This is a genomic window from Komagataeibacter ossonobensis (assembly GCF_057359305.1).
The window spans coordinates 118265-141913 of sequence record NZ_JBXAYQ010000002.1 but is presented as its reverse complement, the minus strand read 5'-3'; the positions used below and the strand labels follow the sequence as shown (position 1 = coordinate 141913).

Annotated in this window: 19 protein-coding genes; 9 read left to right on the top strand and 10 right to left on the bottom strand. The window is 64.7% G+C overall.

The window, feature by feature from the left end:
* The first annotated feature begins 68 nt into the window (after nt 1–68).
* From gpmI to AC1RQ9_RS02935, 4 genes are all read left to right on the top strand, one after another.
* Nucleotides 69–1622, top strand: a complete 1554-nt coding sequence (gpmI, locus tag AC1RQ9_RS02950) for a 2,3-bisphosphoglycerate-independent phosphoglycerate mutase (RefSeq protein WP_485985488.1) — start codon at nt 69–71, stop codon at nt 1620–1622.
* A gap of 38 nt (nt 1623–1660) precedes the next feature.
* The gene (locus AC1RQ9_RS02945) at nt 1661–2974 is read left to right on the top strand and encodes a murein hydrolase activator EnvC family protein (protein WP_485985487.1); all 1314 of its coding nucleotides are present in this window, start codon (nt 1661–1663) and stop codon (nt 2972–2974) included.
* Between the two features lie 148 nt (nt 2975–3122).
* Entirely contained in the window at nt 3123–4715 is a 1593-nt protein-coding gene (locus AC1RQ9_RS02940; RefSeq protein WP_485985486.1) for a S41 family peptidase, read from the top strand.
* A 21-nt stretch (nt 4716–4736) separates the two neighbouring features.
* The gene (locus AC1RQ9_RS02935) at nt 4737–5231 is read left to right on the top strand and encodes an RNA pyrophosphohydrolase (RefSeq protein WP_485985485.1); all 495 of its coding nucleotides are present in this window, start codon (nt 4737–4739) and stop codon (nt 5229–5231) included.
* Here AC1RQ9_RS02935 and AC1RQ9_RS02930 read toward each other — a convergent pair.
* The 6 genes from AC1RQ9_RS02930 to AC1RQ9_RS02905 form a co-directional block, all read right to left on the bottom strand.
* A complete protein-coding gene (locus tag AC1RQ9_RS02930; RefSeq protein WP_485985484.1) occupies nt 5213–5632 on the bottom strand; it encodes an NUDIX hydrolase in 420 nt (139 codons plus the stop codon). The genes AC1RQ9_RS02935 and AC1RQ9_RS02930 overlap by 19 nt on opposite strands.
* A gap of 115 nt (nt 5633–5747) precedes the next feature.
* The gene (locus AC1RQ9_RS02925) at nt 5748–7322 is read right to left on the bottom strand and encodes a DHA2 family efflux MFS transporter permease subunit (RefSeq protein ID WP_485985483.1); all 1575 of its coding nucleotides are present in this window, start codon (nt 7320–7322) and stop codon (nt 5748–5750) included.
* Entirely contained in the window at nt 7319–8446 is a 1128-nt protein-coding gene (locus tag AC1RQ9_RS02920) for an HlyD family secretion protein (RefSeq protein ID WP_193732478.1), read from the bottom strand. Before AC1RQ9_RS02920 ends, AC1RQ9_RS02925 begins: the two co-directional genes overlap by 4 nt.
* Nucleotides 8447–8585: 139 nt before the next feature.
* The gene (locus AC1RQ9_RS02915; protein ID WP_485985482.1) at nt 8586–10370 is read right to left on the bottom strand and encodes an ABC transporter ATP-binding protein; all 1785 of its coding nucleotides are present in this window, start codon (nt 10368–10370) and stop codon (nt 8586–8588) included.
* Between the two features lie 59 nt (nt 10371–10429).
* Complete coding sequence (locus tag AC1RQ9_RS02910) at nt 10430–11656, bottom strand: CCA tRNA nucleotidyltransferase (RefSeq protein WP_485985481.1); 1227 nt, start codon at nt 11654–11656, stop codon at nt 10430–10432.
* 2 nt (nt 11657–11658) lie between these two features.
* Entirely contained in the window at nt 11659–12228 is a 570-nt protein-coding gene (locus AC1RQ9_RS02905; protein ID WP_485985480.1) for a DUF1285 domain-containing protein, read from the bottom strand.
* Nucleotides 12229–12322: 94 nt separating this feature from the next.
* Here AC1RQ9_RS02905 and AC1RQ9_RS02900 point away from each other — a divergent pair, with 94 nt between their 5' ends.
* From AC1RQ9_RS02900 to AC1RQ9_RS02880, 5 genes are all read left to right on the top strand, one after another.
* Nucleotides 12323–13375, top strand: a complete 1053-nt coding sequence (locus tag AC1RQ9_RS02900; protein WP_485985479.1) for an AAA family ATPase — start codon at nt 12323–12325, stop codon at nt 13373–13375.
* Nucleotides 13376–13377: 2 nt separating this feature from the next.
* On the top strand, nt 13378–14382 hold the full coding sequence (locus AC1RQ9_RS02895) for a DUF58 domain-containing protein (RefSeq protein WP_485985478.1): 1005 nt from the start codon (nt 13378–13380) through the stop codon (nt 14380–14382).
* Nucleotides 14379–17108: a DUF4159 domain-containing protein gene (locus AC1RQ9_RS02890; protein WP_485985477.1), complete on the top strand. Its 2730-nt coding sequence runs from the start codon at nt 14379–14381 to the stop codon at nt 17106–17108. The genes AC1RQ9_RS02895 and AC1RQ9_RS02890 overlap by 4 nt, the downstream gene beginning before the upstream one ends.
* Nucleotides 17105–19249, top strand: a complete 2145-nt coding sequence (locus tag AC1RQ9_RS02885) for a VWA domain-containing protein (protein WP_485985476.1) — start codon at nt 17105–17107, stop codon at nt 19247–19249. Before AC1RQ9_RS02890 ends, AC1RQ9_RS02885 begins: the two co-directional genes overlap by 4 nt.
* Nucleotides 19250–19367: 118 nt before the next feature.
* Nucleotides 19368–19964: an ankyrin repeat domain-containing protein gene (locus AC1RQ9_RS02880; RefSeq protein ID WP_485985475.1), complete on the top strand. Its 597-nt coding sequence runs from the start codon at nt 19368–19370 to the stop codon at nt 19962–19964.
* Nucleotides 19965–19995: 31 nt separating this feature from the next.
* Here the strand turns inward: AC1RQ9_RS02880 and AC1RQ9_RS02875 are convergent, their stop codons facing one another.
* From AC1RQ9_RS02875 to AC1RQ9_RS02860, 4 genes are all read right to left on the bottom strand, one after another.
* Complete coding sequence (locus AC1RQ9_RS02875) at nt 19996–21276, bottom strand: DNA adenine methylase (protein WP_485985474.1); 1281 nt, start codon at nt 21274–21276, stop codon at nt 19996–19998.
* Nucleotides 21277–21320: 44 nt separating this feature from the next.
* Nucleotides 21321–22424: a site-specific DNA-methyltransferase gene (locus AC1RQ9_RS02870; RefSeq protein WP_026018378.1), complete on the bottom strand. Its 1104-nt coding sequence runs from the start codon at nt 22422–22424 to the stop codon at nt 21321–21323.
* 7 nt (nt 22425–22431) lie between these two features.
* Nucleotides 22432–23085, bottom strand: coding sequence for a ribonuclease HII (locus tag AC1RQ9_RS02865; RefSeq protein WP_193732488.1), 654 nt, complete (start codon nt 23083–23085; stop codon nt 22432–22434).
* 157 nt (nt 23086–23242) lie between these two features.
* Nucleotides 23243–23545, bottom strand: coding sequence for a CsbD family protein (locus AC1RQ9_RS02860; RefSeq protein ID WP_193732489.1), 303 nt, complete (start codon nt 23543–23545; stop codon nt 23243–23245).
* Nucleotides 23546–23649: the final 104 nt, after the last annotated feature.

Here is a 23649-nt window from a genome sequence, read left to right as displayed (position 1 = left end):
ACGGGCATTTCACGCCCGCTTCTTTTAGGGCATCATGCCACCCAAAATAAAACAGGGAGACAATACCCATGAACGACCAGGCTCACGTAAACAAGGCACCCCGTCCCGTCATGCTGGCCATCCTTGATGGCTTTGGCTGGCGCGAGGACCCGGCGGACAACGCCGTGCGGTCCGCCCACACCCCGGCATTTGACCGGCTGTGGCAGGCGGGACCGCATGCCTTCCTCAAGACGTGTGGGGAGGATGTGGGCCTGCCGCAAGGGCAGATGGGCAATTCGGAGGTCGGTCACCTGAATATCGGCGCAGGCCGGGTGGTGATGCAGGAACTGCCGCGTATTTCCACCGGACTGTCCGACGGGTCGGTGGCGCGCAGCGCGGTCATGCGCGATTTCATTGACGCGCTAAAAAAAAGCGGCGGCACCTGCCACCTCATGGGCCTTGTCTCCCCCGGTGGCGTCCATGCCCATCAGGACCATGCCGTGGCCCTTGCGCGGATCGTGCGTGACGCAGGCGTGCCCGTGACCGTCCATATCTTTACCGACGGGCGTGACACCGCGCCGCAGTCCGGCCATGGCTATGTCAGCCAGATGCTGTCCACGCTACCCGATGGCGTGCGGATCGGCACCGTGTCGGGGCGTTATTACGCCATGGACCGCGACCGGCGCTGGGACCGGGTGGAAAAGGCCTATAACGCCATTGTCGCAGGCGATGGCCCCCACGCGGGCGACACGCTGGAGGTACTGGACCGCGCGTATGAAGCGGGCACCACAGATGAATTCGTCCCCCCTACCGTGATCGGGGAATATGGCGGCATGCGTGATGGTGACGGCGTGCTGAGCTTCAATTTCCGCGCCGACCGCATCCGCCAGTTGCTCGATGCGCTGCTGGAGCCGAATTTTGATGGCTTCAAACGTGCAAGGCTGGTCAACCTTGCCGCCGTGACCGGCATGACCCGCTACAGCGACCGGCTGGCGGAACTGATTACCGTGCTGTTCCCGCCGCAGGAACTGCATGACCTGCTGGGTGACGTGGTATCAGCGGCGGGTCTGAAGCAGGTCCGCATGGCCGAAACCGAAAAATATCCCCACGTCACCTATTTCCTCAATGGCGGGCGCGAAGGCGAACTGCCGGGCGAGGACCGGGTCATGGTGCCCTCGCCCAAGGTCGCGACCTATGACCTGCAACCCGAAATGTCAGCCCCGGAACTGACGGACCGCGCGGTGGAAGCCATCAACAGCGGCAAATATGACCTGATCGTGCTGAACTTCGCCAATGCCGACATGGTGGGCCATACCGGTGTGCTGTCGGCCGCGATCAGGGCGGTCGAGGCCGTGGATCAGGGGCTGGGCCGCATTGCGGATGCGATCCACCATGCCGGTGGCGCGCTGCTGGTCACGGCTGACCATGGCAATGCCGAAACCATGTTCGACCCCGAAACCAATGGCCCGCACACGGCCCATACGCTCAATGTCGTACCGGTCGTGCTGGCGGGGGTGAAGGAGGCGAAACTGCATGACGGGCGTCTGGCCGACCTTGCGCCCACGCTGCTGCAGCTTATGGGCCTGCCGCAGCCCGCGGCCATGACCGGCCATTCCCTGCTGGATGGGGCAACGCCATCCTGACACCCGGCCTGACCCTGACTGCCCGCTGGCGTGGCTGCATGGCCAGCGGAATCGTCCTTGCCTTCTGCATGGCGGTGCCGGCATGGGGGGCGCCTGTCGCCCACCATGCCGCAACCGGGACCGGTGCCCATAACGCCACCCATGCGTCCACTGCGCGCGAACAGCGCATCCGCCAGCAGCTTGAAGCCGCACGCAGCGCGCGTGAAAACCTCCTCGCGCGCCAGCAGCAGCAGGCGCATGACCTGGAAGAACGCCGCAAGGTGGAACTCGAAGCGCGCGAACAGGCCCGCCAGGACGCGCAGAAGGCCGCCAGCCTGTCCGCCGCCACGGTCGATGCCACGGCCCGCCTGCAGCATACCGAACAGCTGGCCGCCGATCTAGACAGCCGCATTACCGGCCTGCACACCGAACAGGCCGCCCTGCGCCAGCAGCTTGCGCGCGAGGTCGCGCGCCTGTCCCCGCTTCTGCCGCTGGCCGAACGCCTGTCGCTTTACCCGGCGGATACGCTTCTGGCCGTGCCCCTTCCGGCCGACCGCGCGGTCACCGGCCTGCTGGTGGTGCATGGCATGATGGGCGATATTGCCAACCAGACCCGCGCCATTCATGACCGCCGTACCCGTCTGGCCCAGCTGGATGGTGAACTGGCCCAGCAGCAGCAGCAGATGCGGCAGGTGGTCAGTGAACGTGAAAGCCAGCGCGATACGGTCAATCGCGCCGCCCACGCCGCGCTGGAGGCGCAGCAGCGGTCCAACGCCGCCGCCGCCAGTGCCACGCAGGCGGTAGAAGAGGCCGCCCGCCGCGCATCCAGCGTGCAGGACGCCATCGCCCGGATCGAGGCGACGGAAGAACAGGCGGAAAAAAATCTGGAAGAAGCCGCCCGCGCCGCCGAACGCGCCCACAACATGCAGGCCGCCGCCGCCGCCCGCAGGCAGGCGCATGAAATGGCCACCGGTGCGGGCCCCGGCATTACCCCCGCCACCAGCGCCAGCGCGGGCGCGCCGGTGGCGGGCACGGTGCTGACCGCATGGGGCCACCCGACCGAAAGCGGCCCGGCCACGGGCATTACCTATGCCCCGCCGTCACGCGCGACCGTGCGCGCGCCATGCACGGGACGTATTGATTTCGCGGGCACGTTCCGCACCTATGGGCAGATGATGATTGTTGATTGCGGCAAGCATTACCGTTTCGTGCTGGCGGGGCTGGGTGAAATCGCGGTGGCGGCAGGCCAGCAGGTCAGCCATGGCGCTGCAGTAGGACAGATGCCACAATGGAATGGCGGCGGCAGCAGGCCCACGCTGTTCGTGCAGTTGCGCCACGGAGGTGGCACCGTCAATCCGGCCCCCTATCTGTGATATGGGCACGAGACGGTTTTATCCGCATGCAGGTTCGGTATATGCTGCGCCCCCGTGACGGATGGGCAAGACCACGTTACAACGCAACGCGAAGAGTACATGCAGGCCAGCCAGATCATGATGGCAGGCATCCAGGAGACAACGACGCATGAAGTTCCGTAATGGCTTGCTGATCGGTTGCGCCTTTCTTGCAGGGATCGCGGCAGCCCCGCAGGTTGCACATTATACAGTCGGCCGGTGGGGCGATATCGCCCCCATGGCCCATGCTGCGGACACTGTCTCCAAGGATGACAATTCCCCACACGAGATCGAACAGCTTATGTTCCTGTTCGGTTACGTGCTGGAAAAGGTGAAGGCCAATTATGTCGAGCCCGTCTCGACACGTGACCTGATCACCAATTCGCTCAACGGCATGCTCAGCGGTCTTGACCCGCACAGTTCCTACATGACGGAAAAGCAGTTCTCCGACCTGCAGGTGCAGACCAAGGGATCATTTGGCGGTCTGGGGCTGGAAGTACAGGGTGAGGATGGGCATGTGCGCGTCGTCTCTCCCATTGACGACACGCCTGCCGCCCGCGCGGGCATCAAGCCCGGTGACTTCATTGTCGCGATCGATGGCAAGAACATTGACGGGCAGCCGCTGGATCAGGTCGTGACCCAGATGCGCGGCAAGCCCGATACCCGCATCACGCTGACGCTGATCCGGGAAAAGGCGCCCAAGCCCATCATTGTCACCCTGACCCGCGCCATCATCCCGCTGCAGGTCATCAAGTCCGCGCTGTATGACAATATCGGCTACATCCGAATCGCGCAGTTCAATGAAGAAACGCAGTCCGGCCTGCTGGCCGCCTACAAAAAGCTGCAGGCCCAGACCCATAACAAGATGGCGGGGCTGGTCATTGACCTGCGTTCCGATCCGGGCGGATTGCTGACACAGGCGATCGACGTGGGATCCGACTTCATCCGCAGTGGTGAAATCGTCTCCACCCGCGCCCGCCACCCGCAGGACAGCCAGCGCTGGGACGCGCACAATACCGACATTACAGGCGGCCTGCCGATTGTCGTGCTGATCAATGGCGGTTCGGCCTCGGCCAGTGAAATCGTGGCCGGCGCGCTGCAGGACCACCAACGCGCCGTGCTGCTGGGTGAAAAGACATTCGGCAAGGGATCGGTGCAGACCATCCTGCCCATCCCGGGCGAAGGCGCGATCCGCCTGACCACGGCGCGGTACTACACGCCGTCGGGCCGTTCCATCCAGGGGCTGGGCATCGTGCCCGACATCCCCGTGCGTGAAGCCCATGATGATGCGGGCTACAGCATCCACGAAGCGGATCTGGCGCATATCATCAAGAACCGGGGCGGCAATACCGCGCAGCCACCGTCGCGCACCGACCTGCCCGCAATCGCCAAGTCCATTCCCGCCCAGCCGCCCGCGAACTGGCCCACATTCGACCCGACCAAGCCCACGACCGACTTCCAGCTACAGGAAGGGCTGAGGGTCGTCCGTTCCATGGCGGGACTGCCGGTTGCGGCTGAACCACCGATCCATGATGACAGGGCGAAGGCCACTCCGGTGCCGTCCGCCTCTGTCCCGCCCAAGGCTGCGGCCCCTGCCGCACCGACAGGCACACCCGCGACGCCGGCCACGCCCGCCACCCCATCCGCCCCGGCGGAAAAGGAAGGCCCCACGGCGCCCTCCGCCCCTCCGGCGACGGCGCCTGCAACGCCTGCCCACCCCTGATCCAGCCGGGAAGCCACCGCCATGACCGACCTGCCCTACCGCCCCAATGTGGGGGCGCTGCTGTTCAACCGACAGGGCATGGTACTTGTCGCGCGCCGCACCGACATGGAGGGCGCGGGCGGTCCACCGGATCAGGGCGTATGGCAGTGCCCGCAGGGGGGCATTGATGCAGGGGAAGACCCGCAGACCGCCGTCCTGCGCGAACTGCATGAGGAAATCGGCACCAATGCCGCTGAAATCATTGGCGCCTATCCCGAATGGCTCAGCTACGACCTGCCTGCGCACCTGATTGGCAAGGCGCTGGGGGGACGTTACCGGGGGCAGACACAGCAATGGTTTGCCCTGCGCTTTATGGGGCAGGATTCCGATATCAGGCTGGATACGCACCTGCCTGCCGAATTCGATCTGTGGAAATGGGTCAGGCTGGAACAGTTGCCGCACCTGAATGTCGGCATCAAGAAAGATATCTACACAAGGCTTGCGGCGTATTTCGCCCGCTACGCCGTGGCGGCCTGAGGCATAAGTCCCGCCCGGACAAGGGCGGCCATCGTCCTGCCCCGCAACAGGGGTGCGAGGTCCAGACCCGCCATATCCCCTGTTCCGATCCAGCGCAGTTCCGCGATTTCGGCGGCAGCGTCCGGCGTGCCATGCAACTGCCCGGTCCAGATGCGCGCGTGAACGCTAAAGCCGGGTTCATTGGCCGCAACATCGGTGAAATTTCCCGTCAGTTCCGTGCCCGGCGTCAGGCCGCAACCCAGTTCCTCGCGGATTTCACGCATCAATGCCTGTTCGGGCTGCTCGCCTGCATCGGGCTTGCCACCGGGCAGCATGAAGGCGGTCGTGCCACGCTTGCGCACGACCAGCAGACGTTCGCGCACGATCACCGCCGCACAGACAACCCTGATGATACCCGGCATGTACCCAATCCCTTGCAGCCTTGAGAAAAATACAAAAGTCTCTGGTTAAGCTTTTTCAAAACACTTCGAAGAACGTCGCCTTTATTACAAAAAAGGCGACACCCAAAAACTTCTACTATTTATCCCCGCCCTTGAGCGGCGACATGAGGAAACAGAAAGGTACGACAAGCATGCAGCCAATACCAAGGATCATGAAGACCTCATTATAGGCAAGGATGGCCACCTGCCGCTGGAATTCCTTGTATAACCGCCCCATGGCCACGTTATTGACTACCCCCTGCGCATAACCGCGCGCGACCGCAACCGCACGGCTGTGGGCCAGGTATTCGTTAAATGGCTGGTGATACGGCGTCATCCAGTGGACCATCTGGTTCTGGTGCGCCTGACGCAGTTCGGTCACCAGTGCCGTGGCCCCTGAAATACTCAGTGATCCCAGAACGTTACGCGCCATGCTGAACAGGGCGGACCCGTCGGCGTTCAGTTCGCGTGGCAGGGTGGCATAGGTAATGGTCGAAATCGGCACGAACAGGAAGGCCATGGTGCCGGTCTGGCTCATGCGGAACAGGACCAGATGCCGGAAATCCAGATCGGGCACCAGTTGCGCCGACCACAGCATGGACACACCCATCAGGAAGAAGCCGAATGCGATGATATAGCGCAGCTGGATGTACTTCATCCCGATACCCACCAGCGGGATCAGCACGATCACCACCATACCACCAGGCGACAGGATCAGGCCGGACAGGGTGGCGGTATAGCCCATGATCTGCTGTGAAAACTGCGGCACGATAATGGCCGAGGAATAGAGCAGCGCGCCCACTGCCCCCATAAGCCCCGTGCCCACCGCGAAATTACGGTCCTTGAATACCCGCAGATCCACCGCCGGGTTTTTCGCCCGCAACAGCCAGATTACCGCCCCCCCGATGCCAAGGACGGCAAGGATGGCCATGATGATGATCATGTGCGAACCGAACCAGTCTTCGTCCTCACCCCGGTCAACCGCCACTTCCAGACAGCCGAAGCCAATGGTGATCAGCCCGATGCCTACGAAATCCAGCGGCGCCTTCTGCTTGCGCGCCCATGGGGGGTCCTCGACCATGATCGACACCGCGATCGTGGCCAGAATACCCACCGGCACGTTGATGAAGAACACCCAGCGCCATGAATAGTTGTCGGTAATCCACCCGCCCAGTGACGGGCCAAGCACCGGGGCGACCACGGTGGCGATGGCGGTCAGGCCGAATGCTGCCGCGCGTTTGTCGGGCGGGAAGGTATCAAGGATGATCGACTGCTGGTTGGGCTGCAACCCGCCGCCAAAGAATCCCTGCATCAGCCGGAACATGATCAGTTCGGGCAGGCTGGTGGAAATGCCGCACAGAAAGGACGACAGCGAAAACATGGAAATGCAGATCAGGAAGTAGTGCCTGCGCCCGAACAGCTTGCCCAACCAGCCCGAGATCGTCAGCACGATGCCGTTGGCCACAAGGTAGGATGTCAGCGTCCATGTCGCGTCATCATACGTGGATGACAGGTTGCCCGCGATATGCGGCAGCGCCACGTTGACGATGGTGGTATCGAGAATTTCCATGAAGGCGGCCACCGTCACAACCACGGCGATCAGCCATGGATTGTGTTTCGGTTTCCAGTTCGTGCCATCCGCCGCCCCGGTGGACGCTGCCTGCGCACTCATTCCGTGTGGACCGTCGGCTCAACCGACAGACCGATCGACAGCGGCAGGTCCTGTCGCAGCCCCTCGTCAATCAGGATCTTGACCGGTACGCGCTGCACGATCTTCACATAGTTGCCCGTGGCGTTTTCTGGCGGGAAGGCGCTGAAGGTCGCCCCCGTGCCCAGCTGCAGCGAATCAATATGCCCCTTCAGCTTCAGGAACGGATAGGCATCAATCGCAATGTCCACCTTCTGGCCCGGGCGCATGTGGGTCAACTGCGTTTCCTTGTAGTTTGCCACGACCCATATTTCGGGTTCGACAATGGACACCACGGTCTGGCCTGCCGTGACATAGGTGCCGCGTTCAATGTTACGCTGGGAAATCCAGCCATCATGCGGGGCGCGGATCTGGGTCCATTCCACGTTCAGCTCCGCCTCGCGCAGCTTGGCTTCGGCCTGCGCAAGCTGGGCCTGCTGTTCGGTCACGCGGGCTTCGGTGCTGGAAATGTTGGGAATGACCGGCAGGGCGGTTTCAAGGTTGCCCTGTGCCTCAAGCACCTGCGCCTTGGCCGCATTCAGCGCCGCGGTGGCGTAATCGATGTTCTGCTGCGATGTGGCTTCACGCGTTACGCCATGCTGGCGGCGGTAATCGGTTTCCGCCTTGAATTCCTGTGCCTGCGCTTCCGCCAGCTGTCCCTGCGCCACCATCAGGTGACCCGGAAAATTCTTTTTCGCCACTTCGGCCAGCAGGCTGTAGTTGCGGACCTGCGCGCGCGCGATATCCACCGCCGCCGCCGCCTGGTCACGCTGGGCGCGCCAGTTGCGGTCATCAATGCGGGCAATGACGTCACCCTGATGGACGAACTGGTTATCGTTAACCAGCAGTTCGGTCACGTAGCCGGATACGTGGGGTGCGACCGCCACCGCACGACCGGCGGTAAAGGCATCATCCGTTTCGACTTCATTGCGGTGCAGGAACCAGTAAAGCCCGCCCAGGACAAGCAGCACCACAAGGCCACCGATCAGGATTACCTTGCGCCGGGGGGATGCTTCCTTTGCCTTTTCCTGCTCGTGCCCAGTGTCCTGTGCCCGTGTGTCCTGTGTGGTCTGTCCGTCTTCAGCTGCCTTGCCTTCGTCCGCGGCCATCTGCTTCCCTCATCATCACTTTTATTGCAGCCCCTGATCCTGTCATCCACGCATTGACCGAACGGGTCGGTCAATCCATTGCACGAAGCTTGCAACACTTCAACCGCCATCACCGGTCCGGACGCACATTCAGCGCAGTTTACAGCGTAAAGGCCTGATTGCGTACCATGCGGGCATACAGCCCGTTTTCATCCATCAGCGCATCATGCGTGCCACATTCGACCGCACGCCCCTGCGCCATGACCACGACCAGATCAGCTGAACGGACGGTGGACAGACGGTGGGCCACAACAATGGTCGTGCGCCCGTGGCGCAGATGCGTCAGGGCGTTCTGGACAATGGCCTCGCTTTCGCTATCCAGCGCGCTTGTCGCCTCATCCAGCAACAGGACGCGCGGGTTGCGCAGCAGGGCGCGCGCCAGCGCCACGCGCTGCCGCTGCCCACCCGACAGGCGCTGCCCGCCGGGGCCGACCACCGTGTCGTAGCCCCGTGGCAGGGCCTGAATGAATTCATCCGCCGCCGCCGCCCGTGCGGCAGCGCGCACCTGCTCATCATCCGCCTGCGGGTTGCCCATGCGGATATTGTCCATCACCGACAGGTCAAACAGCAGCGTATCCTGACTGACATAGGCAATCGCGTCACGCAGTTCCGACAGGATCAGGCGACGCAGGTCCACGCCATCCAGCGTGATGCGGCCAGCCGATACGTCATGCAGGCGCGGGATCAGCGACAGCGCCGTGGACTTGCCCGCCCCCGACGGACCGACAAGGGCCACGGTCAGGCCGGGGCTTGCCACGAAATCCAGTCCCTCCAGCCCCATGCGCCCATCGGGATAGCGGAACGTCACCTGTTCAAAGCGCAGGTCGCCCCCACCGGGCGGCAGGGCGATCGCATCGGGCGCCTGCGCCACGGCCACGGGTTCATCAATCACGTCAAACACGCGCTGCAGGCCGCCAAGACCTTCCTGCAGGGCGATATTGAGCGTGCCCAGCGCACGCAGCGGCCGCGCGGCCAGCAGAAGGGCTGCGACAAATCCCGAAAAATCACCCAGCGTGGCCCCGCCCTGCGTCGCGCGCCACCCGGCAAAACCGAGGACGGCCGCAACCGCGATCCCGCCCAGCACTTCCAGCATCGGGTCCACGCGCGCGCGTCCCCGGGCAATGCGCAGCAGCCCCGCATGCAGTTCGTCCAGCACATGCCCCGCCCGGCGTTCTTCCGCGTCTTCCAGCCTGTAGACGCGGATGGTGCGTGACTGGCTGAAACTTTCAGTCAGCATGGCGCTCGTCTCGCCCACCTGTTCATGCACGCCACCGGACTCGCGGCGCAGGCGCTTGCCCAGCCTGCGCACCGGCATGGCCGCGATGGGATACAGCACGGCGGCGATCAGGCTGAGTTCCCAGTCCATGTACACCATGGAGACAATCAGCCCCACCACCGTCACGGCGTCACCCAGCGCGTTGGTCGCACGGATCATCGCCTCCCGAATCGCTACGGCATCGGTGGTGAAACGGGCGGCGATCTGGGCCGGGGCCTCGGTTTCGATACGGGAGATGTCAGCATGGACCAGATGGTGGAACATGCGCTGCTGCAGCCCACGGATGACCAGCAGCACCAGCGACTGCACCGCGATCGACTGGCCATACTGTGATATGGCCTTCGCCACCGTAATCACCACCACCAGCAGCGGCACCTGATACAGGATACGCGGGTCATGATCGGCAAACATGTCCAGCGCGCGCTGGATCACCAGAGGGTACAGCGCGCTGAATATGGCCATAAGCGCCGTCAGCACCATGACGGCCAGTATGCGCAGCTTGTGACAGGCCAGTTCATCATGCCACAGCCGTCGCATCAGGCTGCGTGACGACACCGTTTGCGTGGGTGTGTCCTGCCTGTCGGGCACGGGCGTTTGAATCGCGTTCATTAACCGGCCTATAACCGCATGGTCGCCCAAAACAAAGAGCCGCGACACACGGTTACAAATTATGTCGCGCCAGAAGGGCCGTCGTGCAATACCCTGTCCATGTGTGCCACGCAGGCCGCATGGCCTGCCGTGCAGCCATTTTCCAGCCACCACTGCCGTACCTGCGCCAGCACCCGGCCCACCATTGCGCCCGATGCGCGCCCGGTAGCCATGACATCACGCCCCGCCAGCGGGAATACCGGCTTTTCCATCGCTTCCAGCCTGGCCCGCAGGTCGTCCCACGCATCCGGACGCTGTCCCGCAAGGTCGGCCTGACGCAGCCATGCGCGCCATGACAGGTCACGCAACGCATGATCGGCCAGCATGGGTGCGAGTACGTCCACCCCCATGCTGGGCATGGGCACGGGTGCGCCACGCGTCTGTGCCAGCGCCGTAGTGTCGGCACGCGACAGCTTGAGCCGCCGCGCCACTTCGCGCACATCCCCCGACACCAGGCCCGCAAGGCGCAGCACGGCATCCGCTGGCGCCCCACAGGCCAGCAGGCGGCCAAGGCGGTCGATGTCATAACCTTCGGGCAGGACATGGGCCAGCACACCGGCATCATGCATCTGGGCCAGCGTGCGCACCACATGCGGCCCGACAAGGATACGGCGCAGTTCCGACCACACCCGTTCGACCGACAGCCGGTCAATCATGCCCGACAGGGCCGTAATGGCGGCAATCGCTTCCGGGTCAGGCACATCCCCACCATAACGGGCCTGAAAGCGGAAAAAACGCAGGATACGCAGCGCATCTTCCGTAATGCGCAGGCGGGCTTCCCCCACAAAGCGGATCCGCCCCGCGGCAAGGTCGGCCCGCCCGTTGAAATAGTCATGCAGCACGCCCGCGCTGTCGCACGACATGGCGTTTATGGTGAAATCGCGCCGGGCCGCGTCCACGCGCCAGTCATGGGTCCAGGCCACGGTCGCGTGGCGGCCATCGGTTTCCTCATCCCGGCGCAGGGTCGTGATCTCGAACGGATGGCCATCCAGCACGGCGGTAACCGTGCCATGCGACAGGCCCGTGGGCACCACGCGTATCCCCGCCTGTTTCAGCCTTGCCATCACCATATCGGGCGCAAACGGGGTGGCAAGGTCGATATCCGATACCCCCCGCCCGCACAGCAGGTCGCGCACGGCCCCGCCCACCAGCCGCGCATCGGGCAGGATGGACCATATCCGCGCAAGCTGCCCTGACACAGCCGGCATGTCCCGACGCAGGCCATCAAGCGGGTTATCGCCCGCCATGATCAGATTTCATCCGGCAGGGTCGATAGCGGGAAAAATACATGCTGGCTCCATACCCCCAGGCAGGGTACGCCACGGCAGTTCCCTTCCACCGCCAGTGCGGCCAGTTCGTAATAGACCGGGCGCGCGATCCGTGCCTCGATCGGCAGCGCGCCATCCCCGTCTCGCACATGCAGGTAGGGCACCGGCCCCGTGCCGCAGCCTTCGCACGGCACGTCCCACGCACAGCGAATCGGATGGTCCGGCCCCGCGCAGATCACCTGGTCCACATTGGTGCGGAACGACAGCACCTGCCCGCGCCCGCAGCCATGCCATTCCAGGTGGTTTGCGACAAAAGGCGCGTCCTCCACCTCGATCGTGCCCTGCTCGACCGGGGTCTGCAGGCGGTACCCACCCTGCGCATCACGCCGCAGGGTGGATGCGAACAGGCAGACCATCGGCTTGCGACGGATGGGGGAGCCACGATACAGCCATGTCCCGTCACGCCTGATCAGGAACGGCAGCGCGCCGCATGTGCCTGCCTGCCCCATGGAAAGGGAGGGCGCGGTCTCACCTGTCTCGAAATCGTCCATCAATTGCGTTAACCCGACACTATGGAAGCTGCTGGACTTGATATAGGGATCAACACCGGGTTGATGAAACCCCCGGACCTGTCAGACTGTTGGAATGATGACCATGGATGATACCCCTCCCCTCCATGCGGCGCCGCAGGCGGGCATGACATCTCCCTCCGCCCCCACGGGTGAACAGATTGCAGCCCAGGCCGAAAGCATGGGCGTGCGCCTGCGGGATGCACGCGCGGAAATCGGCCGCGTCATACTGGGACAGGACCAGGTGATCGACCTTGTGCTGACATCCATCCTGTCGGGGGGGCATGCGCTGCTGGTGGGGGCGCCGGGACTGGGCAAGACGCTACTGGTCACAACGCTGGGTCACGTGCTGGGCATGGATGCGCGGCGCGTGCAGTTCACGCCCGACCTCATGCCGTCCGACATTCTGGGCAGCGAGATACTGGATGAAGACGAAAGCGGCCGCCGCAGCTTCCGCTTCGTCGCGGGACCGGTCTTCTGCCAGTTGCTGATGGCCGATGAAATCAACCGCGCCAGCCCCCGTACCCAGTCCGCCCTGCTGCAGGCCATGCAGGAGCATGAGGTCGCGATTGCCGGGACCAACCACCTGCTGCCCCGCCCCTTTCACGTTCTGGCCACCCAGAACCCGATCGAGCAGGAAGGCACCTATCCCCTGCCCGAAGCGCAGCTTGACCGCTTCCTCATGCAGGTGACGCTGGACTTCCCCGATGCCAGCGCCGAACGCGCCATGCTGCTGGCCACGACCGGCACCACCACGGCCACGGCGCGCGCCGTCCTGGCGGCCAGTGACATGCTGGCGGCACAGGAACTGGTGCGCGCGCTGCCGGTGGGTGAACAGGTGGTTGATGCGATCGTGCGGCTTGTCCGCGCGGCCCGGCCGGAAACGACCGATGACCCGACCATACGCGAAGCCGTGGCATGGGGCCCCGGTCCACGCGCGGCGCAGGCACTGATGCTGGCCACCCGTGCGCGCGCTTTGCTGGATGGCCGCCTGTCCCCCACGATCGAGGACGTGGCCGCACTGGCCCATCCCATCCTTGCCCACCGCATGGCGTTGTCCTTTACCGCGCGGGCGGAAAACGTCCGCCTGGGCACGCTGATCGACACGCTGGTCGGACGGATCGGCTGACATTGCGCGCAGCCCTGTCCTTTCTCACGCGCCTGTCCGGGCGGACCCGACCGGGACCGGGCAGGACGTCGTTTCCATCGGGCCATGACGGGGATGATACCGGCTTCCTGCCCCGCCACCCGGTTTCGGCCACGGCGGTGGCGGATTCACTGGCCAGTCGCCTGCCGACCCTGATCGTGACGGCACGCCGGATCGCGCAGAATGCGGGTGCCGGTCCCCACCCGCGGCGCAAGGCAGGCGTGGGTGAGGAATTCTGGCAGTACCGCCCCGCCATGTCGGGCGAGGCCGCGACCCATATCGACTGGCGGCAGTCGGCGCGCGGGGACCGGGCGTTCGTGCGCGAACATGAAGCCCAGACCCCGCACACCATATGCATCTGGTGCGATAACAGCGCATCCATGCGCTGGCGCTCCGATGACAGCCTGCCGCTGAAGGCCGAACGCGCCTTCCTGCTCGCGCTCGCCTGCGCCGCCATGCTGCTGCGACAGGGGGAGGACATCCGCCTGCTGGGTGCTGCCGGCACGCCCCCGCTGCGCCTGCGCGGGCGGCAGGCGCTGGAACGCATGGCGCATGCGCTGATCGCCGCCCTGCGCACCACGGCAGACGATACCACCCTGCCACAGGCCGCCGCCATTCCCGCGCGCAGCCGGGTGCTGCTGTTTGGCGACGGGCTGTATCCCGCGACGCAACTGTCGGCCTTCCTGCGCGCGGCCACGGCGCGGCAGGCGACCTGCACGCTGATCGAAGTGATTGACCCGGCGGAAACCGCTTTTCCATATGAAGGGCATACCCGCTTTACCGGGCTGGAGGATGACACGGCCTTACTGCTCAATGGCAGCGCAACCCTGCGCCATGACTACGCCGCGATATGGACCCGCCATCAGGACCAGTTACGAACCCTGTGCCAGGCGGCGGGCAGCCCGCCGGTGCCGCACCTGACGGACCAGCCGCCGGAAAAAGCCCTGCTGGCGCTGCACGCCCTGCCGGGCATGGGGAACAGGCCATGATGCTGCTTGCGCCCTGGATGCTGCTGGGCCTGCTGGCACTGCCTGTGGTGTGGTGGCTGCTGCACGCCCTGCCGCCCGCGCCACGGGTGCAGTCTTTTCCGCCCATGGCCCTGCTGCGCGCGCTCAACGCGCCGCCGCCGGATGCGACCTCAGCCCCCCTGTGGCGACTGCTGCTGCGCTGTGCCGCCGTGGGGCTGCTGGTGCTGGGGCTGGCGCAGCCGATCTTTCCGCGCGGGCAGGCAGGACTGGCGGATGCCGACTGCCTGATCGTGGTGGATAATGGCTGGGCCGCGGCGGGCACATGGCCCCAGCGCATCCACGCGCTGGACGGGCTGCTGGATCACCTGTCACGCACCGGGCATGGGGCGCGGCTGCTGCTGACGGCGCGCAGTGACGCGCTGGACCCGGTAACCGTCCAGCCCACGCAGCAGGCGCAGGTGCTGCGCGGCATGATTGACCCGCTCCTGCCCCGCGCATGGTCAGCGGACCGGGCGGCGGCCACGCGCGCGCTGGCGCAACTGGCGCAGCAGGGCTGGCACGGGCCGGTCATCTATGTTTCGGACGGGCTGGCCACACCGGCGGATGCCGCGTTTGGCGCGGCATTATCCAAAATCGGACCGGTGCGGGAAATGTACCTGCCCGGTTCGGACATTACCCTGCTTGCGCCGCCGGACGGTGGCGAAAACGGACTGGCCACCCGCCTGCGCGCCGTGCCACGCCCACATGCACGCACATGGCAACTACGGCTTGAAACCACCACCGGGGGCACGCTGGCCCTTGTGCCCGCAACCCTGCCCGCAGGCAGCGACCATGTGGACATCACACCCGACCTGCCAGCCGAGCTGCGCAACAAGGTCGACCACCTGTCGCTGGATGGCGTAAACGGGCCGGGTGGCGTGCGCCTGCTGGATGAACGTGAACGCCAGCGCCCCGTGGGGCTGATTTCCAGCACATCATCCGACACGCCGCTTATGGGCAGCCTGTTCTACCTGCGCCGCGCGCTGCAGCCCACTGCCGAACTGCGCGAGGGCGATCTGGACACGCTGCTGGCCCGCCCGCTTTCGGTCATCATCGCACCCGACGGCACGCTTGGCAGCCCCGACAGCCGCAGGAAGGTGGAAGCATGGGTGCGCGGTGGCGGTGCCCTGATCCGTTTTGCAGGCCCCCTGCTGGTCAAGGGCAGCGACAGCCCCGCCCCCGACCCGAAGCCCGCCGATACGCTGCTGCCCGTACCCCTGATGGGGGGCGAACGGGTGCTGGGCGGCACCATGTCATGGAGCAGACCCGAACATCTTGCCCCCTTCCCTGCATCCTCCCCGTTCCATGACCTTGATATCCCGGGTGATGTCACGGTGTCGCGGCAGGTCCTGGCCCAGCCCTCCACCGATCTGGACAGCCATAGCTGGGCGCGGCTGACCGATGGCACCCCGCTGGTGACCCATGCCGCCCTTGGGGCGGGGCAGGTCGTGCTGTTCCATGTCACCAGCACGGCGGAATGGTCCAACCTGCCGCTGTCGGGGCTGTTCGTGGGCATGCTGCAGCACCTGATTGACGAGGCATCGGGGATCGAGACACCGGCCGGCGCAACCCTGCTGGCTCCGTACATGACGCTGGATGGCGATGGCGCGCTGGTAACGCCACCCGCGGGGGCACAGGCGCTGCGGGCCGATGCCTTCGGCCACACGGCCCCCACACCGGAACACCCGCCAGGACTGTATGGCCCACGCAACAGCCGCCGCGCGCTCAACCCCGGTGATGGCCCGGCCCCGCTTGTGGCGCAGGACACCATCGGCACGGCATCGGACCTGCGCGGACAGGTGCCTGATCTTGCCATCGGGCCGATGCTCATGCTCCTGGCCGCCCTGCTGCTGATCGTGGATGGCGCGATAAGCGTGCTGCAGCGCGGACGGAAATGGGCCCGCCGTACGACGGTCGCCATGCTGGCGCTGGCCTGCATGCCGCACGGCCATGCGCATGCGGCGGACATTCCCCCCGACGTGCCGCGGGCGGCGCTGGAAACCCGGCTGGCCTATATCATCACCGGGTATGCGGATGTCGATGATGTCTCGAAAGAAGGGCTTCAGGGCCTGTCTGATTACGTCAATGCCCGGACATCCGCCGTGCTGGGCCACCCTGATGGCGTGGTGCCGGAACGCGATGACCTGTCATACTACCCGCTCATCTACTGGCCGGTGACGGCGGATGCCACCACCACGCCCGCCCGCACGGCAGCGCTGAATACCTACATGCGCCATGGCGGCATCCTGATGATCGACACGCAGGGACAGGACCCCGCCACGGCAACCGACAGTGGCGGCAGCTATACCGGTTCAGCCCCCGGCACGGCGGCGGCCCTGCGGCGCATGACGGCGGGGCTGGATATCCCGCCCCTTGCACGGATGGATAACCACCATGTGCTGTCCCGCACGTTCTACCTGCTGCACGATTTTCCCGGCCGGTACGACGGCATGCCGGTATGGGTGGCGCAGGAAGGCGACAGCACCAATGACGGCGTCAGTCCCGTCATCATCGGCAGCAATGACTGGGCGCATGCATGGGCGGTGGATGACAGCGGCAACACCCCCTATGCCCCCGTGCCCGACGGGGCGGAACAGCGCGTGCTGGCCTACCGGTTCGGGGTCAATGCGGTGATCTATGCGCTGACGGGCAATTACAAGGCGGATCAGGTCCATGTGCCTGCCCTGCTGAAACGGCTGGGGGAATGATGGGCATGCCTGACCTGTCACGCCACATGATGGCATTCAGCCCGCAGGTACCGCTGTGGTGCATCTACATATTGCTGGCCGCCGTGATTGTCATGGCGGTGGCAGGCCTTGTGCGCCGGGTGCGTGGCAGCGTGTGGCGGCTACTGGCGGGCATGGGCGTGATCGCATGGCTGTGTGACCCGCAGCGCATTACCGAAACATGGCACCCGCTGCCCGAAACCGCGCTGATCGTGGTGGACCAGTCGGCATCCATGTCCGAACGCAACCGGGGCGACATGGCGCGCAACACCGCCGAACGCCTGCAGGCCGAAATGAACCGCGTGCCGGGACTGGTGCCGCGCATAGTCACACTGCGTGAGGCCCAGCATGGCGGCACGCGACTGTTTGGCGCGTTAAGGCAGGCGGCGGCGGATATCCCGCCCTCCCGCCTTGCGGGCGCCGTGCTGGTGACCGATGGCGAGGACCACGACATCCCCGCCAGCGTGCCCGACATGCTCAACCCCGATGACGGGCACGGCCACCGCACAATGCTGCCGCTGCATGTGCTGCTGACCGGCAAGGGAGAGGAAACGGACCGTCACCTGCGCGTGCTGCAGGCCCCGCCATTTGCCATAGTGGGCAAGGATGTCACCATCCGTGTCGAGATTGATGACCAGGGCGCGCGCCCGGCGCCCGACGCCACCACCACGCTTACCCTGACACAGGGGGATGGCACGACCTTTTCACGGCCCGTGCGGATCGGGCAGCCGCAGGACATCACCCTGCCCGTCACCCATCCCGGTGAGATGCTGGTCGGCCTGTCGGCCCCGGAACTGCCCGGCGAGGTCTCGACGCGCAACAACCATGATGTCGTGCGCATAAACGGCGTGCGGGACCGGCTGCGCGTGCTGCTGGTGTCAGGCACGCCCAACCAGGGCGAGCGGGTATGGCGGCGGCTGCTGAAGGCCGACCCGTCCGTCGATCTGGTCCACTTCACCATCCTGCGTCCGCCTGACCGCGATGACGGCACGCCACTGTCCGACCTTGCGCTGATCGCGTTTCCGGTGAACGAACTGTTCCAGCAGAAGATCGACCAGTTCGACCTCATCATCCTCGACGGGTTTGAAAACCGGGGCATCCTGCCCGAAGCCTACCTGCGCAATATCGTCAACCACATCCGTGCGGGCGGTGGGCTGCTGCTGATCGGGGGACCGGAATTCCTGACCCCCGGATCGCTGCAGGACACGCCACTGTCGGACATCCTGCCTGCCCATGTGGCGTCCGGCGATGGCATGACCGTGCGCCGCTTCCGGCCTGACCTTACGGAAACCGGCATGCGCCATCCCGTGACCTCCGGCCTGCCGGGGGCGCCGGACAAGGCGGGCGCGCAACCGGGCTGGGGGCCGTGGTATCGCGGACTGCGCACGGATTCCGCCAATGGCGAAGTGCTGATGACCGGCCCGGACCAGCAGCCCCTGCTGGTGCTTGACCATGCGGGCAAGGGACGCGTCGCCTTCCTGCTGTCGGATCAGGCATGGCTGTGGTCGCATGGCGAAGGCGGCGGCGGACCGCAGTCGGAACTGCTGCGCCGGATTTCACACTGGCTGATGAAGGAACCGGAACTGGAGGAAAACCAGCTGGAGGCGGGGATATCGGCAGGGCAGCTGACCATTACGCGGCGTTCGGTCACCGCCGGGCCGCCGCCGGTTGTCCATGTGATCGCCCCCGATGGCACCACGCAGGACATAACGCTGGAACCCGCAGGCAATACCGGCCTTGCCCGTGCCCGCCTGCCCGCGCGGCAGGAAGGGATATGGACGGTGCGCGACGACGCGGGTCATGAGGCCTTTGCCGCCCCGCGCATGGAAGACCCGGTTGAATTTGCCGATCTGCGGGCAACGGCGTCCCTGCTGGCGCCCATGGCGGCGGCAACCGGTGGGGGCGTGCACTGGCTGGGTGACAACCCGCAGGCCCCTTCCCTGCCACAGGTGGTCATGGAAAGCGGACGTGTAAGCGCGACAGCCGACCGGTTTGCCTTTCCCGCGCGCAATGCCCACAGCGTATCGGGACAGCAGGCCACATCCATCCTGCCTGCCTGGGCGGTGGGCCTGTTCGTGCTGGTCATGCTGCTGCTGGCATGGTGGCGGGAAAGCCGTTCCTGACAGAAAGATGATTAGGCATCGCATCAGCCGCAATTTTGCGGTAATCACCAGAACTGCCGGGAGGCATGCGGCCGTTTCGCATGCCCGGTCGAATGCTCGCTCACTCTCGGGACAGGACATGATTTCCAGATCCGGTATTTATCTTCTTGCCGCCGCCCTGTTCGCAGGAATTCCCTGCCTGTGCATGCCCCTTCACGTGGCGTACGCACAGGATGCCGACGAAGCGGAAGCCGAGGGCGAAGCCGCTGAAGCCGCAAAAAAGGCCGAAGCCCGCCGTGCGGCCAAGGCAGCCGCCCCCCCTGCCGCCCTGCCGGGCGCGGAATCGCATGAAGAAGAGCACGGTCACGCCAGTGCGGACATGAACCCGACCGATGCGCTGTTTGACGCCATCAACCGTGGCAGTCTGGGGGCCGCGAAGGAAGCCCTGAACCGCGGTGCGGACATGACGGGCCATAACGTGCTGGGGCAGACGCCGCTGGACATGGCGATTGACCTGAACCGCAACGACATCACCTTCCTGCTGCTGTCGATGCGTACCTTCTCGGATTCGGACCCGCATTTCGCATCGAACAACCTTGCGGAAGGCGAGGATGATACCCCGCCGCTGACCATGCCGCGTCATGCCTCCACGACCGCAACCGTTGACCACCGCTATGATGCATCGGGCGGGCATGCTGACCCGTCCATCGGGTTCCTCGGCTTCGGCGGCAGCTAGAAGAAGTTTTTTATTTACCAATCAGCTGTTTTCAGACATCGCCTGCTGGGTTCAGTCGGGCTTCCATCGCCATGATTTCCTGCACGATCTGATCCGCGGTGCTGACGCCACGGCTGCGCGTATCGGTCAGCAGGATGAATTCAACGGTCATCGGACGCGCCGAATAACGCTGGCGGCTGACGCGATAGCGTTTGTAGCCACGGGTAAAGACCCGCACATCGCCGCGTTCGCAATTCGCACGGACCATATCATGCAATGGAATGAAGCCATCGGTGCTGTAGCTGGTGGCGATCCAGCGTGTCTCCAGCACGGATAACAGATCACGATAGGCCGCAAGCGCCTGCCGCCGGTGGTTGTAGGGACTGCGCCGCTGCGTGCGCCAGTCCTGCCGGATCGCGGCCTTGTCGCGCCCCGTGATCTTTGGTGCAAGTTCGGGCTGGTCCCACAGCGTGACCGTATTCAGGACATGATAATTCGCGCCGTAAGGGTGCTGGTTGTAAGGCGGGTCCACATAGGCAATGGCCGCTTCCCCCACCTGTCCGGCCAGATGGGTGGCAAGGGCATGCGCATCCATCCGCACGACCATATTGTCACGCCCGTTATCGATAAAGCTTGCGGGCTGAAGGTGCAGGTCGGCTGCGATGCGGTACAGTGCCGTGCCGGTACGCCCGCCCCAGCCCCGGTGGAATCCCTTGAACAGACCACTGGTATTGCTGTTGTAACTGGCGCTGTACAACAGGGGGGCAAGCAGGCAGGCCTTCTGCCCGCCATCAAGCAGTCCGTCCGCCTCCCACTGTGCGATCCGTTCGCGGATGGCATCAATGCGCATGCCGTTCTTGCGCATGTAGAACATCCGGTCACGCGCCGTATCGTACTCCACGTCATCATCGGGGCACAGGTGACGGGTCACCCAGCCTTCCCGCGGTGGCAGGGCATTCAGTTCGGCTATGACCTGCGCATAGTCCCGGCCACCATGAAAACACGGCGGCGCGGATGTGCCGACATGGCAGCGGTTCAGCACCTCGCTATACGGTTCCCAGTCATTGGTCAGCACGCGGAAACCAAGCCATTTGGCCAGACGGGAAACGACGCCGGTGCCGGCAAACAGGTCCACAAAATCGGTCCGGGCGGGATTTTCTTCCGTGGCGGCGACGGCCTGCGCAATCAGGCCCAGCAGTTTACGCTTGTTCCCGATATAGGGAATAAGCTGGCTGTACAGGTAATCATCCGTCTGCCCGGCGGAATGGCGGGCCGCGTTCCATTCCATCGCGGGCAGGCCGTGCGGGCCGCCATGGTCCGGCCGCCGGTTCACGCCGTCATGCCCATGAATGTTGCTGTCCGCCCCCACCCCATGGTTCAGGAGGCGACGGCTGCCTGCTCCGCCCGGATTTCACCGCGCAGCACATCAAGCTGGGTCTGTTCGCCCTCTCGCTCGAAATACCAGAAGGTCCAGCCATTGCACGATGGCGCATTGGTCAGCAACGCGCCCATTTTATGGATCGACCCCCGGTGCCGCCCGCTGACCAGCGTGCCATCGGGCGATACGGTGGCGCGCACCCGCTTCTGCCGGTCGGTAAGCACCGTGCCGGCAGGCACCATGCCGCGCTCCACCAGCACACCAAAGGGCACGCGCGGGCTTTCACGCCGGGCGGGCGTGGTCTGCACGCTGTCCAGAGGTACGGGCTTTTCACGTCGGGCGCGGCCGATTGCGGCCTCGGCATAATCGGGGTGGCGCTCGATCCCGATGAAGCGGCGGCGCAGCCTGCGCGCCATGGCGGTCGTAGTGCCGGTGCCGGTAAAGGGGTCCAGCACCACATCATCCACATTGGTGGACGCCACCAGCACGCGGTGCAGCAGGCTTTCGGGCTTCTGGGTGGGATGCAGTTTCAGGCCATGTTCGTTACGCAGCCGTTCGCCGCCGGTACACAGCGGCAGGTACCAGTCCGAACGCATCTGCACATCGTCATTGAGCGCCTTCATCGCCTGGTAATTGAAGCGATAACGGCTGTCGGGTCCCCGCGCCGCCCAGATCAGCGTTTCATGCGCATTGGTAAAACGGCGCCCCCGGAAATTGGGCATGGGGTTGGACTTGCGCCAGATCACGTCATTGAGGATCCAGAACCCCAGATCCTGCAGGATCGCGCCAATGCGGAAAATGTTATGGTACGACCCGATCACCCATATCGTACCGTCCTTGCGCAGGACGCGGCGCGCTTCGGTCAGCCACGCACGGGTGAATTCGTCATAGGCCTGAAGATCGGTGAATTTGTCCCAGTCGTCATCCACCCCATCGACCACGCTGTCATCGGGGCGGCGCAATTCGCCCTTCAACTGCAGATTGTATGGTGGGTCCGCGAACACGCAGTCGATCGACCCTGCGGGCAGGGTGCGCATCATCTCGACACAGTCCCCCCGCAGCACCTGGTCCAGGGGCAATTCCATCATAACCGCACCGCTCATGAATTGTTCAGCATGATGGCTGCTCCGCGCTTTGGGGTGAAGAAGGGAGAACGGAAGCCTGCATGATGCGGCGTACCGTGCCGAACGCTGCGCGATGGTGGGGGCTTATGCCATCCGCCATCAGGGCTGCGCGATGGATCGCGGTACCGTAACCCGCATTGCGGTCCCAGCCATAGCTGGGCCAGCGCCGGGCCAGCCGTGTCATCAGCCGGTCGCGCACGACCTTGGCCACCACGGACGCCGCAGAAATGGACAGGCTGATCGCATCCCCCCCCACGACGCATTGCGCCGGACACCCGAAATCGGGTGCGGCGTTTCCATCAACCAGAACCAGTTCGGGGGATTGCGGCAGGCGACCGACAGCACGCTGCATGGCAATCCATGAAGCGCGGAGGATATTGTAATGTTCGATTTCGGCGACGGATGCGCCCCCCACCCCGATCAGGACACCGGGAGTGGCGTGCAGCACGTCATAAAGCTGCTGCCTGACCTTTGGCTTCAGCTTCTTTGAATCATCCAGCCTGTCCGCCAGCGCGCCCGGAACGTCCGACAGGAACATGACCGCGGCGGCGATGACAGGTCCGGCCAGCGGGCCACGACCAACCTCATCCACACCGGCGACGCGTCCCCCATGGGCGTTTTCAAGCGCGTAATCGGGCATCCATTCCTTCCTGATCGTATGCGAATCGGACCATGGTGGCCCGATTCGCATCGAATTTCCGTTCTGGAAGGATGGAAACCATTTTTATGCAGGGTTGCGCAAGATGCTGTGGACTCATCGAGTCCCTTAAAATGAAAAAAAAACGACTCGACCCGGTTCAGCCCTTGCGACGGGGCAGGAAAATCAGCCCCATGATGGTACCAATCACGGCAGCAATCCCCAGCGAAAACAGCGGGCGTTCGCGCACGAACGTCATTGCGCGCTCAACCTTGCCCTCGCCTTCTTCATACAGGTCGGCGAATTCCTGGCGTGCCATGCCCGAAAGCTGGTCCACCTTGCCTTCCGCCTGCATGCCCATGTTGCCCGTCAGGCCACCGGCGGCGTCCTTCAGGCGGCCAACGCCTTCATCCATGACGCCTTCGGCCTTTGTCTCGATGGTCTTTGCCTTGTCTTCCGACATCGTTCACACTCCGTTGTATCGCTTGGTTTGTAGCGTTGGCCTATAACGCCATGATGGCGCTTACGGTTCCGTACCGCCTATATCATGCATGATCATGCCCCCCT

What these genes read in the sequence shown, in the direction of transcription:
- gpmI (WP_485985488.1), top strand. Translation starts at nt 69, where the DNA reads ATGAACGACCAGGCTCACGTAAACAAGGCACCCCGTCCCGTCATGCTG.
- AC1RQ9_RS02945 (WP_485985487.1), top strand. Translation starts at nt 1,661, where the DNA reads ATGGCCAGCGGAATCGTCCTTGCCTTCTGCATGGCGGTGCCGGCATGG.
- AC1RQ9_RS02940 (WP_485985486.1), top strand. Translation starts at nt 3,123, where the DNA reads ATGAAGTTCCGTAATGGCTTGCTGATCGGTTGCGCCTTTCTTGCAGGG.
- AC1RQ9_RS02935 (WP_485985485.1), top strand. Translation starts at nt 4,737, where the DNA reads ATGACCGACCTGCCCTACCGCCCCAATGTGGGGGCGCTGCTGTTCAAC.
- AC1RQ9_RS02930 (WP_485985484.1), bottom strand. Translation starts at nt 5,632, where the DNA reads ATGCCGGGTATCATCAGGGTTGTCTGTGCGGCGGTGATCGTGCGCGAA.
- AC1RQ9_RS02925 (WP_485985483.1), bottom strand. Translation starts at nt 7,322, where the DNA reads ATGAGTGCGCAGGCAGCGTCCACCGGGGCGGCGGATGGCACGAACTGG.
- AC1RQ9_RS02920 (WP_193732478.1), bottom strand. Translation starts at nt 8,446, where the DNA reads ATGGCCGCGGACGAAGGCAAGGCAGCTGAAGACGGACAGACCACACAG.
- AC1RQ9_RS02915 (WP_485985482.1), bottom strand. Translation starts at nt 10,370, where the DNA reads ATGAACGCGATTCAAACGCCCGTGCCCGACAGGCAGGACACACCCACG.
- AC1RQ9_RS02910 (WP_485985481.1), bottom strand. Translation starts at nt 11,656, where the DNA reads ATGGCGGGCGATAACCCGCTTGATGGCCTGCGTCGGGACATGCCGGCT.
- AC1RQ9_RS02905 (WP_485985480.1), bottom strand. Translation starts at nt 12,228, where the DNA reads ATGGACGATTTCGAGACAGGTGAGACCGCGCCCTCCCTTTCCATGGGG.
- AC1RQ9_RS02900 (WP_485985479.1), top strand. Translation starts at nt 12,323, where the DNA reads ATGATGACCATGGATGATACCCCTCCCCTCCATGCGGCGCCGCAGGCG.
- AC1RQ9_RS02890 (WP_485985477.1), top strand. Translation starts at nt 14,379, where the DNA reads ATGATGCTGCTTGCGCCCTGGATGCTGCTGGGCCTGCTGGCACTGCCT.
- AC1RQ9_RS02885 (WP_485985476.1), top strand. Translation starts at nt 17,105, where the DNA reads ATGATGGGCATGCCTGACCTGTCACGCCACATGATGGCATTCAGCCCG.
- AC1RQ9_RS02880 (WP_485985475.1), top strand. Translation starts at nt 19,368, where the DNA reads ATGATTTCCAGATCCGGTATTTATCTTCTTGCCGCCGCCCTGTTCGCA.
- AC1RQ9_RS02870 (WP_026018378.1), bottom strand. Translation starts at nt 22,424, where the DNA reads ATGAGCGGTGCGGTTATGATGGAATTGCCCCTGGACCAGGTGCTGCGG.
- AC1RQ9_RS02865 (WP_193732488.1), bottom strand. Translation starts at nt 23,085, where the DNA reads ATGCCCGATTACGCGCTTGAAAACGCCCATGGGGGACGCGTCGCCGGT.
- AC1RQ9_RS02860 (WP_193732489.1), bottom strand. Translation starts at nt 23,545, where the DNA reads ATGTCGGAAGACAAGGCAAAGACCATCGAGACAAAGGCCGAAGGCGTC.